Raw genomic sequence first — 12,936 nt, forward strand, 5'->3', positions numbered from 1 at the left:
ACCCGTAGTCGGCCACTCGTCGAACGGAGAACGACCATGCTGCGCACCCTCAGACGCCGGGTCACCGCCGTGGCTCTGGGCATCGCCACCGCGCTGGGCGGCGGCTGGCTCGCCGCCGGGGTCCCGTCCACCGCGCACGCCGCGGTCCCGGCCACCATCCCGCTGACCATCACGAACAACTCGGGCCGCGCCGAGCAGGTGCACATCTACAACCTCGGCACCGAGCTGTCGTCCGGCCGGCAGGGCTGGGCCGACGCGAGCGGCGCCTTCCACCCCTGGCCGGCGGGCGGCAACCCGCCGACCCCCGCGCCCGACGCCTCCATCCCGGGCCCGGCCCCCGGCCAGTCCACCACCATCCAGATCCCCAAGTTCTCCGGCCGCATCTACTTCTCCTACGGCCGCAAGATGGAGTTCCGGCTCACCACCGGGGGCCTGGTGCAGCCCGCCGTGCAGAACCCCACCGACCCCAACCGCGACATCCTCTTCAACTGGTCCGAGTACACGCTCAACGACTCCGGACTGTGGATCAACAGCACTCAGGTCGACATGTTCTCCGCGCCCTACACGGTGGGCGTGCGCCGCGGCGACGGCTCCACGCCGACCGCCGGCAAACTGCGCGCCGGCGGCTACAACGGCGTGTTCAACTCCCTCAGAGCACAGGGCGGCGGCTGGGGGAACCTCATCCAGACCCGCTCCGACGGCACCGTGCTGCGCGCCCTGTCCCCGCTGTACGGGGTGGAGACCGGCGCCCTCCCGGCGTCCGTCATGGACGACTACATCAACCGCGTCTGGGACAAGTACACGGGCACTGACCTGATCGTCACGCCGTTCACCGACCGTCCCGACGTCCGGTACACCGGCCGGGTCTCCGGCGGCGTGCTGCGCTTCAGGGACGGCTCCGGCAACGAGGTCACCGCCTTCCAGAAGCCGGACGCCTCGTCCGTCTTCGGCTGCCACCGCCTCCTCGACGCACCCAACGACCAGGTACGCGGCCCCATCTCGCGCACCCTCTGCGCGGGCTTCAACCGCACCACCCTGCTCACCAACCCGAACCAGCCCGACCGCAGCGCGGCCGGCTTCTACCAGGATCCGGTCACCAACCACTACGCGCGGATCGTCCACGCGCACATGGCCGACGGGAAGGCGTACGCCTTCGCCTTCGACGACGTCGGCGCCCACGAGTCGCTCGTGCACGACGGCGACCCGCGCGGGGCGTCCCTGACGCTCGACCCGCTGGACTGACCGCGCCTCCCGCGCCGTGTCCGGCCGGCCCTCCGGCCGGGCGCGGCGCACCCGACGCCCCGTCGGCACACGTCCTTTGCGTCCCGCGATCACCACGGACGCGCGGGCACCATAGGGTGCCACCATGTCTGCCTCGCTGAACGCCGGTAAAACCCGCGCCGCGCTGCGCACCTCGGCACGCATCTCGGGGGAACTGCTGCTGGTCCTGGTGGCCACCGGGGTGGCCCTCTGGCTGCTGGGCCGGATGTGGTCGGTGGTCTGGCCCCTGATAGTCGGCCTGCTGCTCACCACGCTCACCTGGCCCCCGACCCGCTGGCTGCTGCGGCGCGGACTGCGCCCCGCGGTCGCCGCCTCCCTGGTGACCGTGCTGTTCCTGCTGGTCGGCGCGGGCACCGTGGCGCTCATCGCCGTGCCCGTCGCCTCGGAGGCCGGTGAACTCGGCGACGGCGTCGTCAAGGGCGTGCAGAAGCTCCGCGAGTGGGCCGAGGGCCCGCCGCTGAACATCGACGACGCCCAGATCACCGGCGCCTTCGACGCGGCGACCGCCCGCCTCCAGGACAGCGCCGGGTCCATCGCCACCACCGCCGTCACCGGCGTGAGCACCGTCTTCAGCGGCGTCGTCACCGCCGTCCTGGCGCTCTTCCTGATGTTCTTCTTCCTGAAGGACGGGCCGCGTTTCCTGCCGTGGCTGCGCCGCCAGCTCCCCGGCCGGCTCGCCACCGACGTGCCGGTCGTCGCCGCGCGCTGCTGGAACACCCTCGGCGCGTTCGTGCGGTCGCAGGCGCTCGTCGGCCTGATCGACGCCGTGCTGATCGGCCTCGGCCTGTGGATCCTCGACGTGCCGCTGGTCCTGCCGCTCGCGGTGCTGACCTTCGTGTCCGCGTTCGTGCCCATCGTCGGCGCCCTGTTCGCCGGACTGGTCGCCGTGCTCATCGCGCTGGTGTCCAACGGCTTCATGGACGCGCTGCTCGTGCTGGTCGTCATCGTGGTCGTGCAGCAGCTCGAGGGCAACGTGTTCCAGCCGATGATCCAGAGCCGCGGCCTCGGTCTGCACGCGGCGGTCGTCCTGCTGGCGGTGACGCTGGGCGGCAGCCTGGCCGGCATCGTCGGCAGCCTGCTCGCGGTGCCGGTCGCCGCCCTTGTCGCGGTCGTCTGGAACTACCTCCGCGAACAGCTCACCGACCCGCCCGGCACCGCAGCCCCCGGCCCCGGAGCCGTCGTCGCCCGGACCTCCCGAGCCGTCGTCGCCGGAACCGTCCGCGCCGGAACCCTCGGCACCGCGGCCTCCCGCGCCGCAGTCCCCGGCGCCCGACGCCCCCGCCGCCTGACCGCCCTCCGACCCCCGGGAAGCTTCCGTGACCTACGACCTCACCGCCCTGCGCGCCGACATCCCCGCGCTGGCCGCGGGCACCGCCCACTTCGACGGACCCGGCGGCACCCAGACGCCGCGCCCCGTCATCGAGGCGATCGCCGACGCCCTGGCGCGGCCGCTGTCCAACCGGGGCAGCCTGCTGCCCGGCGAGCGCCACGCCGACTCCCTCGTCGTCGAGGCCCGCCAGGCCCTGGCCGACCTGCTCGGCGCCGACCCGGCGGGGATCGTCTTCGGCCGCAGCGCCACCCAGCTCACCTACGACATGGCCCGCACCCTCGCCGCCGGCTGGTCGGAGGGCGACGAGGTGGTCGTCACCCGGCTCGACCACGACGCCAACATCCGTCCCTGGGTGCAGGCCGCCGAACGGGCCGGCGTCACCGTCCGCCGTGCCGACTTCGACCCGGCCACGGGGGAGCTGACCGCCGACCACATCCGCGCCCAGCTCTCCGACCGCACCCGCCTGGTCGCGGTCACGGCCGCCTCCAACCTCATCGGCACCATGCCCCCGGTCGCCGAGACAGCGCGGCTGGTCCACGAGGCGGGCGCCCTGCTGTACGTCGACGGCGTGCACTACACGGCGCACGCGCCGGTGGACGTGAGGGCACTGGGCGCGGACTTCTTCGTCTGCTCGCCGTACAAGTTCCTCGGCCCGCACCACGGTGTCCTCGCCGCCGCCCCGGAGCTGCTGGAGACCCTGCGCCCGGACAAGCTGCTGCCCTCCTCGGACGCGGTGCCCGAGCGGTTCGAGCTGGGCACCCTGCCCTACGAGTTCCTGGCCGGCACCCGCGCCGCCGTCGACGTCCTCGCCCGGCTCGGCGGGCCGGCCGACGGCGACCGACGCACCCGGCTCGGGGCGGCGTACGAGGCGATCGGGGCACACGAGGCGCGGCTGCGGGCCCGCCTGGAGGAGGGCCTGGCGGCGCTCGACGCGGTGACCGTCCACTCCCGGGCCGCCCGCCGCACGCCGACCCTGCTGCTCACCTTCGAGGGCCGCCGCACCGAGGACGCCTACCGCTTCCTCGCCGGACGGAACGTCCACGCGCCCTCCGGCCACTTCTACGCCCTGGAGGCCTCCCGCCACCTGGGCCTCGGTGACACCGGCGGCCTGCGTGTCGGCCTCGCCTGCTACACCTCCGACGAGGACGTCGACCGCCTGCTCGACGGCCTGGGCGACTTCCTCAAGGAGACCCCGGCCGCGCACTGACGCAAGGGCCCGCCGTGCGCCGTACATACGGCGGCGCAGGCGGGCCGTTCGTGCCATCGTGGACGCATGACCGTCGAAGTCCGTCCGGCCTCGAAGTTCGAGGACGTCCGTGCCCTGCTCGGTCCCAAGTCGCCGCAGGCGAACGTCTTCTGGTGCCTGAGCTACCGCATCCCCTCCAAGCTCAACCGCGAACTGCGCGGCCCCGCCCGCGGCGAGTACGTCGCCGGGCTGCTCCGCTCCGGCGCCCCGCTCGGTGTGCTCGCCTACGAGGACGGGGAGCCCGTCGGCTGGGCCGCCGTCGCCCCGCGCGCGGACACCTCCTTCGCCCGCAACCGCAAGATCCCGCACGTCGACGACCTGCCGGTGTGGTCCCTGTGGTGCATCCGGGTGCGCCCCGGCCACCGCGGCAAGGGCCTCTCGCACGCCCTGATCGCCGGCGCCGTCGCGTACGCCCGCGCGCAGGGCGCCCCCGCCGTCGAGGCCTACCCCCTCGACAGCGGAGACGCCCGTGTCGACCTGACCATGGCCTACCCCGGGCTCCGCAAGAACTTCGAGCGGGCCGGGTTCACCCACGCCGCCGACACCGCCTCGGTGCTGTCCGGCCACTCCCGCGTGCTGATGCGGCTCGACCTGCGCTGACGGCGGACGCGCACGGCACGGGCGGCCCGGCCCGACTGAGCGGCACGCGAGGGCGCCCGCCTCACGCGTACAGCGCGGCGATCTCCTCCGCGTACGCCTCCTGCGCCGCCTTCCGCTTGACCTTCAGCGACGGGGTGAGCAGTCCGTTCTCCTCGCTGAACTCGCCCGCTACGACGACGAACTTGCGGATGGACTCCGCGCGGGAGACGGCCTGGTTGGCGTAGTCCACGGCCTTCTGCACATCGGCCTGCATGCGCGGGTCGGCGATCACCTCGGACATCGGGGTGCCGGCGGGCATCCTGCGCACCGACAGCCAGTGGGCCACCGTCTCCGGGTCGAGGGTGATCAGCGCGGCCACATAGGGCCGGTTGTCGCCGACGACCAGGCACTGCCCGACCGGCGGACGGCTGCGCAGCCGGTCCTCGAGGACGGCGGGGGAGACGTTCTTGCCGCCGGAGGTGACGATGATGTCCTTCTTGCGGCCGGTGATGGTCAGATAGCCGTCCTCGTCGAGCGCGCCGAGGTCCCCGGTGGCGAACCAGCCGTCGCGCAGCACCTCCTCGGTGGCCTTCGGGTTGTTCCAGTACGACCCGAAGACGATGCCGCCCTTGATCAGCACCTCGCCGTCGTCGGCGATGCGCACCGCCGTGCCGGGGACCGGCAGGCCGACCGTGCCGGGGCGCGGGGACAGCGGCGGGACGACGGTCGCGGCGGCGGTGGTCTCGGTGAGGCCGTAGCCCTCGTAGATCATGATGCCGGCCGCGTAGAAGAACAGGTTGAGGTCCTTCTCCAGCGGGGAGCCGCCGCTGATCGCGTACCGCAGGCGCCCGCCGAGCTCCTTGCGGACCCTGCGGTAGACCAGCAGGTCGTACAGCGCCCACGCGGCGTAGAGGCGGAGGCCGGGGCCCTCGCCGCGGCCGAGGAAGCGGTCCAGGTGCGCCCGTGCGAAGCGGACGGCGATGCGGTGGGCGCGTTCGAAGGACGCGCCGCGCCCGATCTTCTCGGCGGTGGCCCGCCCGGTGTCGTGGATCTTCTCGAAGAGGTAGGGCACGCCCACGACGAACGTGGGGCGGAAGGACTTGAGCGCGGGCCGCAGTTCGTCCGGCTTGATGCTCGGGCAGTGCCCCGTCTCGATGCGGGCCATGAGACAGGAGATCTGCAGGGTGCGGCCCAGGATGTGGGCGAGCGGCAGGAACAGCAGCGTCGAGGCGGTCTGGGAGGTGACCGCCTTGAAGACGGGGTGCAGCAGCTCGACCGTGTTCGCGGACTCGGCGTACAGGTTGCCGTGGGTGAGCACGCAGCCCTTCGGGCGTCCCGTGGTGCCGGAGGTGTAGCAGACGGTCGCCACCGTGTCGGCGGTGAGGGCGGCGCGCCGCTTGGTGACCTCCTCGTCCGGGACGTCCCTGCCCCGGGCGACCAGCTCGTCGACGGCGCCCGCGTCCAGCTCCCACACCTCCGGCGGCGCGTCCACGGCGGCGGTGCCGGCGCGGACCGTGGCGGTGTTGTCCGGGGTCTCCGTGACGACGTACCGGACGCCGGCGTCCCGGACGATCCACTTCACCTGCTCCGCCGAGGAGGTGGGGTACACCGGCACGGTCTGCCCGCCGGCCGCCCAGACCGCGAAGTCCAGCAGCGTCCACTCGTACCGCGTGCGGGACATCACGGCGACCCGGTCGCCCGGCTCGAGACCGGCCGCGACCAGGCCCTTGGCCACGGCGGTGACCTCCCCGGCGAAGGCCTCCGCCGTGACCGGGCGCCACGCGCCCCCCTCCTCGCGGCGCAGCACGACCGCGTCGGGCGCCTCGTCCGCGTTGGTGAACGGGATGTCGGCGGTCGTGCCGGAGGCGGGGTGTGCGGCCAGGACCTTCGAACGGACCTCGCGGACGGTCCCGTTCTCGTCCTTGACGGTCTCGACGGTGGTGCGGCCCGCCAGATCGGCCCGTCGTTTCGCCCGTTTCAGATCCTTGCGTACGCCCATGACGGCTCCCGGTCGCGGCTGACTGTCCTGCTGGTGCTGTCCGTACTTGCTTCCGTGCATACTTACTCGGGAGTCAACTTACCCGTGCGTAAGAACGAGTCAACGGTCCCGTCGCGATCAGTCCAGTCCGTCCGCCGTACGGATCGCCTCCGCCAGCTCCCGCACGTCCGCGTCCTCGGTCCGCGCCGCCAGCCCTTCGGCGCGCTCGGACAGTTCACCGAGACCGGGGGCGCCGGGCAGCGAGCTCTCCCGGTGGCCGTCGGAGCGCAGCGCGTCGGCGAAGTACGCGGCGGTCGCCGTCACCGTCAGCCGGGGCCGTGCCCGCCACACCGACTCCGCAAGCCCCTCGGCCTCCAGGCCGCCGGTCTCCTCGTGCGGGGTGCGGCTGGCGGGGTCGAGCCAGCGCACGGTCGCCGTGGCGAGGTGCCCCTCGGCGCCGGGCCGGGTGCGCACCGCGTACAGGGCGGTCACGGTGTGGCCGGGGCCGACCTCGCCGCCGTCGACCCGGTCGTCGCGGAAGTCGTCGTCGGCCACCCTGCGGTTGTCGTAGCCGACCAGGCGGAACTCGGCGACCGTCTCCGGGTCGAAGGCCACCTGCGCCTTGGCGTCACGGGCGGTCAGCTCGATGTTGCGGGGCAGCTCGTCGCAGAACACCTCCCGGGCGTCCTCCTCGTCGGACACGTACACGGTGTGCCCGTCGCCCCGGTCGGCGAGCTGCTCCATGAGCGCGTCGCCGTAGTCGCTGCCGACGCCCACGCCGAACAGGGTGATGCCGTGCTCCCGCCGGGACTCGGAGATCCGCTCCAGAATGGCGCCCGCCTCCGTCTCGCCGGTGTTGGCGAGGGCGTCGGACACCAGGACGACCCGGTTGGTGGCGCCCTTGCGCAGCCCCTCCACGGCGGTCTCGTAGCCGGTCTCCACGCCGGCGCCGAGGTTGGTGGAGTCGATCGGCTCCAGGCTGTCGATCGCGTCGTGGATCTCGCCCCGGTTGCCGTCGAGCCGGGTCATCGGCAGCACGGTCTCCGCCTCGTCGCTGAAGGTGACGAGGGCGACCGAGTCGTCGTCGCGCAGCCGGTCGGTCATGGTGCCCAGCGCCTCCTGGGCGAGGTCGAGCCGTCCCGGTTCGCCCATCGACCCGGAGATGTCGATGACGAACGTGAGGGCCGCGGGCGGCCGTTCGGCGTCCGCCTCGGCGTTCCGGGTGGCGAGCCCGACCCGCACCAGCGACCAGTCCTCCTCGTCGGTGCGCGCACCGTCCACGGTGACCGTGAAGCCGTCGCCGTCGGGGCGCGGGTAGTCCTGCCGGAAGCTGTTGACGAACTCCTCCGGGCGTACGGTCGACGGGTCGGGCAGCCGGCCCTCGTCGAGGGTGCGCCGGGCGTAGCCGTAGGAGGCGGTGTCGACGTCCAGCGCGAACGTCGACAGGTAGTCCGGCTCCGGCGCCACGTCCCGGGACTCCTGCTCGCCCTCCCGCTCACCGCCCTCGTACCGGCCCGAGCCTTCCGGGGCGGGCGGGCGTGGCACGTCGCGGGTGGCGCCGTCGTAGGAGGCGTCGCTCTTGCGCGCCCCGCTGTCGCCGTCCCCGCCGCATCCGGTGAGCAGCAGCCCGCAGGCCGCGGTGAGTGCCAGCAGCACCCCGGCCGGCCGTCGTGTTCCGTGCCGCTTCATCCTGTGTACCCCCTGTGTCGGTCGACGCCGCTTCAGTGACTGTGACGGCGCGGCAGGCGGAAACGTGCGGTACGAGGTGTTGCAGGTGCGTCTCGATGCGGGAACAGCGGTGTCCCGGCGAGACCGGTCGGTGATCTTCCGTTGACCCGGGCGAGGCCCTTTCACACGAAGGGCCGGTGCGGCCCGGGGTGACGCCCCCGGACCTCACTGGCCCTTCCGCCACGCGGCCGCACCGGTGCGGGAACCGGCTCCGGCGGAGTGAGCTCGAGGACAGGGGACCCGGCCCTGAACGGCGAAGCGCCGTCCGCCCTCCCGGTGGGGGAGTGGCGGACGGCGCACCGGACGGGGACCTGTCACCCGTTCATCGGGTGTTACGGATTGACGCAACCGATCGTGCCCACCGGGAAGTTGTTGCCGCTGGATGTGGCCGTGAAGCCGAACGACACACTCCCGTCGGGCGGGATCACTCTGTTGTGGTCGGCGTTCCGCACCGTCACCGTGCCGTCCGAGCCCTTCGTCAGGGTGCCGTTCCAGGCGCTGCCGATCGTGGTGCCCTGCCCGGGCTTCCACTGCACGGCCCAGCCGTTCAGCGGGGACGTCCCGTGGTTCATCACCTCGACGGAGCCCTGGAAGCCGCCGCTCCAGGAGTTGGTCACGCTGTAGACGGCCATGCACTCACCGGTGTGCGGCGGGTCGGTGGGGTCGGTCGGGTCGGGGGTGGGGTCGGTGCCGGGGTCCGTGCCGGAGCCGCGGATGCCGGTGACCTCGCCGTTGCCGCCGTCGAAGACCACGTCGGAGCAGGAGAAGAAGTTCTCCTTACTGTCCGAGCGCACCCACTGCATGAAGATCAGCGCGTCACCGGAACGGCCCGAGGGCAGCTGCAGGTTCCAGTAGTAGTGGCCCCCGTTGGCGCCCGGGGAGCCCTGCTGGGGCGGGTCGGTGACCGTCTGGATCAGCTCCAGGTCGTTCCACCCCAGCTGCGAGGTGGGCGACCAGCCGGGCTTGGTGATGTACACCCGGAAGTCACCCGGGTGCGCGGCCCAGTTGCTGTACTGCACCTTGATCGTCGAGCCCGATGTCAGGTGGGTGCGCGGCCAGTCGGAGCGGGCCGCGTTGTAGGCGGAGAAGTCGTAGGGGGAGCGGTCGCCCGCGCTGCAGAGCGTGCCGTCCGGGACGTAGCCCTGACCGCGTCCGCCGGCCTGGGAGTCGAGGACGGCGAACCAGTTGTAGAGGGCCGTGGCGCCGCTCTGGTTGAGCGCGGCCTTGCAGGCGGGGTTGGTCGGGTCGAGCGCGCCGGTGCCGGTGACGGCGTCCAGCTGGCACAGGTAGGTGCGCGACCCTGGCATCATCGCCACGCCGTGCGCCTGCGCGTCCTTCTGCCAGAGGAAACTGAGACCGAGCCCTCCGAGGAGGGTCGCCAGTACCGCTGCCAGAGAGACCAGTCTGCTTCTCAGAGCCATGGAGTCTCCTGTCCCGATGCTGAGTTCTTCATGGGCGGTGCGAGAGGGGTGGGGGAGCCGGCGGTTGAAGCCCCCGCCCGGCCGGGGAGGGCGCCAGCCGGACGGGCGGGGGGTCGAGGGGCCGTCGCGCCGCGGGACGGGACCGGCCGGCGGCGGGTGCGTGCGTGGGCACCCGTCCGCCGGTACGGCCGTCCGCGGCGCGGACGGGAGGGGGCGGCGGTCGCGGCTCACGGGCCGCCCCCTGGGCGGGACGTACGGGCTTGCGGGGCCCGCCCCGTCGGCGCAGGGAGGGAAGAGCGGGCCCCGGAAGCGTCGGGGTCACGGCGGGAGGGGGCCCGCCGCGGTCCTCACACGGTGCTGCAGGCGGTGCCGTTCAGCTGGAAGGCGGCCGGCTGCGCGAAGCTGCCGCTGTAGGCGCCCTGGAAGCCGAAGCTCTGGCTGCCGCCGGCGGCGATCCGTGCGCTCTCGGCCGGTCCGGTGGCCGTGACCGCGCCCGAGGAGGGGGAGACGGACGCGTTCCAGGCGTGCACGACGCTCTGCCCGGAGGGCAGGGTGAAGGCGAGCCGCCAGCCGTCCACGGGAGCCGAACCGTTGTTGGTGACGGTGACGTTCGCGGTGAAGCCGCCCGGCCACACGTTCGTCGCGTACGACACCGTGCAGGCGGCCGGCGTGCCCGGATCACCCGGGCCGTTCGGGTCACCAGGGTTCTGCGAGCCGCCCGTGTTCACGGTCGACGAGAAGGAGTTGACCGCGAGACCCGCACCGTTCTGCCAGGGCTCGAAACCGGCCTGGATGCTCGTCAGGTACCAGTCGTTGCCCGCCAGCCCGCGGGCGACGGTCGCCCGGACGAAGTCCATCACGTCGAAGCTCCAGCTGCTCATCGCGGACGGAGCGACGAACGACAGCACGTCGTTGGTGCCGTTCCCGCCGGACCACACCTCCCAGGTGCGCCCGGCCACGGAGGCCGTGCCGACCTGCGAGCCGATCGGCTGGATCTGCCCCACCCGGTTGAACCAGATCATGATCTCGGTCCGGTTCACCCCGTCGGTGCGGGGCGTCGGGTCCAGCCAGATGTCGTACGAGGCGTTGTACACGGCGTTGTCGACGAAGCCGTACGAGATGCTGCTGGGCGCGGAGGAGATGCCGCTGATCCGCGCGGGGAGCGCGGTGCCCGGCGAACAGTTCGTGTAGTGACAGCCGTTGAAGACCGACGGGTACGACTTCGGCGCGCCGTTGGTCGGCACCGAGCCGTCGGCCTGCGTGACCCGGAAGCCGGAGTCGGTCGCGGTGACGCACTGGGTGGCGCTGGTGCCCCAGCGGTTGTTCTGGACGACGTAACGGCCCTGGATGACGGTCGAGCCGAACTCTTCGCAGATCGTGGTGTCGGCCTGTGCGGGGGCGGTCGCGGTCAGCAGCGCCGCGAGGGCGGCGAGGGCGGTGAGGAGCGCCGCCGACACGGCGCGCAGGGTGCGGGGGTGGTGCCGTAACCGTGGCATGTGGGGGACCTCTCGGGAGGGGGTGCGGGCTACCGACGGGAGCGCTCCCGCCTCCCCATTGATGGGAGCGCTCCCAATGGTGTTCCGGGAGGGGACTGTAGAAGGCGTCCATGTCCCTGACAACCCCGTGCGCGGCAACCCGTCGAATGTCTTTCGAAGTCGCAGGTCAGCGAATTGATCGACTTGACCTCGGGAGACGGGAGCGCTCCCGAAACTTTCGACATGTGCGTGGGGGAGGTACTGGCGGCGATCGTGTTCGTGGCCACGTCGGGCTGCACGTGGCAGCAGTTGCCGTCAGCGTCTTTCGGGCCGTCGGGGGCGACGGCCCACCGACGATTCACCGAGTGGACGAAGGTCAGGGTATGGGCCAAGCTGCACCGCATGGTTCTCGATGAGCTCGGCGCCCGCGGTGAGTTGGACTGGTCCCGGTGTGCGATCGAATCGGTGAACATGCGGGCCCTGAAAAGGGGGACCTGACGGGTCCGAATCCTGTAGACCGGGGAAGTACGGCTCGAAGATCCACTTGATCACCGAGCGAACCGGTCTGCCCCTGTCCGTCGGGATCTCGGGAGCGAACCTGCATGACAGCCAGGCTCTGATCCCCCTGGTGAAGGGCATACCGCCGATCCGCTCCGGCCACGGACGGCGGCGAAGCAGGCCAGACAAACTTCACGCCGACAAGGGCTACGACTACTCCCACCTGCGACGCTGGTTACGCGAGCGCGGCATCACCCACCGCATCGCCCGCAAGGGCATCGAGACCTCCCAGCGATTGGGCAGGCATCGCTGGACGATCGAACACCCATGGCCTGGCTCGCCGGCTGCCGCCGCCTCCACCGGCGCTACGAACGCAAAGCTGACCACTTCCTGGCCTTCACCAGCGCAGCATCGCCTGCACCCTCATCTGCTACCGCAGGCTCGACAGCCAAGTGTGCCGCTAAATTCGATGGCACACATCGAACGGTGCCCTCACGCTGGTCACCGTGGCAGAACCCAAGCACCAAATCCGCGCCCTTCACACGGCTTCCACGGTCACCGTCTACCAGGCGTACGGGCCGGAGATCGGTCTTCCCGCAGCCCGGGACAGTTGCTTCCCGGCAGCCTGGCAGCGGGACCGGATGACATGGATCAAGCCCTCCTTCCTCTGGATGATGTACCGCTGCGGGTGGGGCTCCAAGGACGGCCAGGAAACTGTCCTCGCTGTCGAGATCACCCGTGAAGGCTTCGAATGGGCACTGAAACATGCCTGCTTGGCCCACTATGAGCACGGGCTGCATCCCGATCGCGCAACCTGGAAACGCCAGTTGAAGCGGTCTCCGGCTCGGGTCCAGTGGGACCCGGAACGTGACCTGCACCTGCAGCCACTTCCTCACCGCTCGCTGCAACTCGGTCTCACAGGAGAAGCCGCACACCGCTACGCGGACGAGTGGACGGTCTCCATCAGCGACATCACCACACTTGCGCATACGATTCACGAGCACGTCCGGGACGGGAACCTGACGGCAGCACGACGCCTCCTACCCTCAGAGCATCCCTACCCAGTGCCCGAAGGGGGCTTGGCCCACTTGCACCGGTGAGCGGAGCCTCCAATTGAGATGACCTCTAAGGAGGCCCCGCCGGGCGGGACAAGCGGATTTCGGGTTCTCGGTGCGGCCCGGTTGAGCGGTCGGTCATGGCCCGCTTTCCGGCGGGCGCTGCCTCAGAGGGGGCGGCCAGGGATGCGTTCAACGGCCCAGGAGGCCCAGGCGGCCCGCGCAGCCCTGGCGGCCCCGGCAGCCAGGGGGCCCCGTGCGGTCACGCGCCGCCTCCGCCGGATCCGGGCCGGAGCCGTCGGTCCCGGTCGTACCGGCACCGTCCGCCGACCACCGCCGTCGAGG

General features: G+C 71.9%; 8 protein-coding genes and 2 pseudogenes. 6 read left to right on the forward strand and 4 right to left on the reverse strand.

The genetic code is table 11. The annotated features are described in order from the left end of the window. The first annotated feature begins 36 nt into the window (after positions 1 to 36). The 4 genes and pseudogenes from AY578_RS31725 (at position 37) to AY578_RS31740 (ending at position 4,457) form a co-directional block, all read left to right on the forward strand. Positions 37 to 1,242 carry a glycoside hydrolase family 64 protein gene (locus AY578_RS31725; protein WP_161108654.1) on the forward strand — a complete coding sequence of 402 codons (1,206 nt, stop codon included), beginning with the start codon at positions 37 to 39 and terminating at the stop codon, positions 1,240 to 1,242. A 124-nt stretch (positions 1,243 to 1,366) separates the two neighbouring features. Then, a pseudogene (locus AY578_RS31730) lies at positions 1,367 to 2,464 on the forward strand (AI-2E family transporter); the annotation flags it as partial. A gap of 133 nt (positions 2,465 to 2,597) precedes the next feature. Continuing rightward, positions 2,598 to 3,818 (forward strand): cysteine desulfurase-like protein, encoded by a 1,221-nt coding sequence (locus AY578_RS31735; RefSeq protein ID WP_136237468.1) that lies wholly within the window; start codon positions 2,598 to 2,600, stop codon positions 3,816 to 3,818. A gap of 66 nt (positions 3,819 to 3,884) precedes the next feature. Continuing rightward, positions 3,885 to 4,457 (forward strand): GNAT family N-acetyltransferase, encoded by a 573-nt coding sequence (locus AY578_RS31740; RefSeq protein ID WP_136237467.1) that lies wholly within the window; start codon positions 3,885 to 3,887, stop codon positions 4,455 to 4,457. Positions 4,458 to 4,518: 61 nt separating this feature from the next. On the opposite strand, the gene AY578_RS31745 is transcribed toward AY578_RS31740, so the two are convergent. The 4 genes from AY578_RS31745 to AY578_RS31760 form a co-directional block, all read right to left on the reverse strand. Then, positions 4,519 to 6,435, reverse strand: a complete 1,917-nt coding sequence (locus AY578_RS31745; RefSeq protein ID WP_136237466.1) for an AMP-dependent synthetase/ligase — start codon at positions 6,433 to 6,435, stop codon at positions 4,519 to 4,521. A gap of 117 nt (positions 6,436 to 6,552) precedes the next feature. After that, a complete protein-coding gene (locus AY578_RS31750; RefSeq protein WP_026244195.1) occupies positions 6,553 to 8,103 on the reverse strand; it encodes a vWA domain-containing protein in 1,551 nt (516 codons plus the stop codon). Positions 8,104 to 8,474: 371 nt separating this feature from the next. Then, on the reverse strand, positions 8,475 to 9,563 hold the full coding sequence (locus AY578_RS31755; protein ID WP_019527348.1) for a lytic polysaccharide monooxygenase: 1,089 nt from the start codon (positions 9,561 to 9,563) through the stop codon (positions 8,475 to 8,477). A 347-nt stretch (positions 9,564 to 9,910) separates the two neighbouring features. After that, positions 9,911 to 11,059 (reverse strand): glycoside hydrolase family 12 protein, encoded by a 1,149-nt coding sequence (locus tag AY578_RS31760; protein ID WP_019527349.1) that lies wholly within the window; start codon positions 11,057 to 11,059, stop codon positions 9,911 to 9,913. A 234-nt stretch (positions 11,060 to 11,293) separates the two neighbouring features. On the opposite strand from AY578_RS31760, the pseudogene AY578_RS31765 reads away from it, so the two are divergent. Further along, positions 11,294 to 12,000, forward strand: a pseudogene (locus tag AY578_RS31765) (IS5 family transposase); the annotation flags it as partial. 42 nt (positions 12,001 to 12,042) lie between these two features. Further along, positions 12,043 to 12,636: a DUF4291 domain-containing protein gene (locus AY578_RS31770; protein ID WP_258906676.1), complete on the forward strand. Its 594-nt coding sequence runs from the start codon at positions 12,043 to 12,045 to the stop codon at positions 12,634 to 12,636. Positions 12,637 to 12,936 lie beyond the last annotated feature (300 nt).

The sequence above is a fragment of the Streptomyces thermocarboxydus genome (genome assembly GCF_024760485.1).
Classification (GTDB): Bacteria; Actinomycetota; Actinomycetes; order Streptomycetales; family Streptomycetaceae; genus Streptomyces; species Streptomyces cellulosae.

Bases quoted from the DNA above. Each gene is read 5' to 3' on its own strand.
- AY578_RS31725 (WP_161108654.1), top strand. From the start codon at position 37: ATGCTGCGCACCCTCAGACGCCGGGTCACCGCCGTGGCTCTGGGCATC.
- AY578_RS31740 (WP_136237467.1), top strand. From the start codon at position 3,885: ATGACCGTCGAAGTCCGTCCGGCCTCGAAGTTCGAGGACGTCCGTGCC.
- AY578_RS31745 (WP_136237466.1), bottom strand. From the start codon at position 6,435: ATGGGCGTACGCAAGGATCTGAAACGGGCGAAACGACGGGCCGATCTG.
- AY578_RS31750 (WP_026244195.1), bottom strand. From the start codon at position 8,103: ATGAAGCGGCACGGAACACGACGGCCGGCCGGGGTGCTGCTGGCACTC.
- AY578_RS31755 (WP_019527348.1), bottom strand. From the start codon at position 9,563: ATGGCTCTGAGAAGCAGACTGGTCTCTCTGGCAGCGGTACTGGCGACC.
- AY578_RS31760 (WP_019527349.1), bottom strand. From the start codon at position 11,059: ATGCCACGGTTACGGCACCACCCCCGCACCCTGCGCGCCGTGTCGGCG.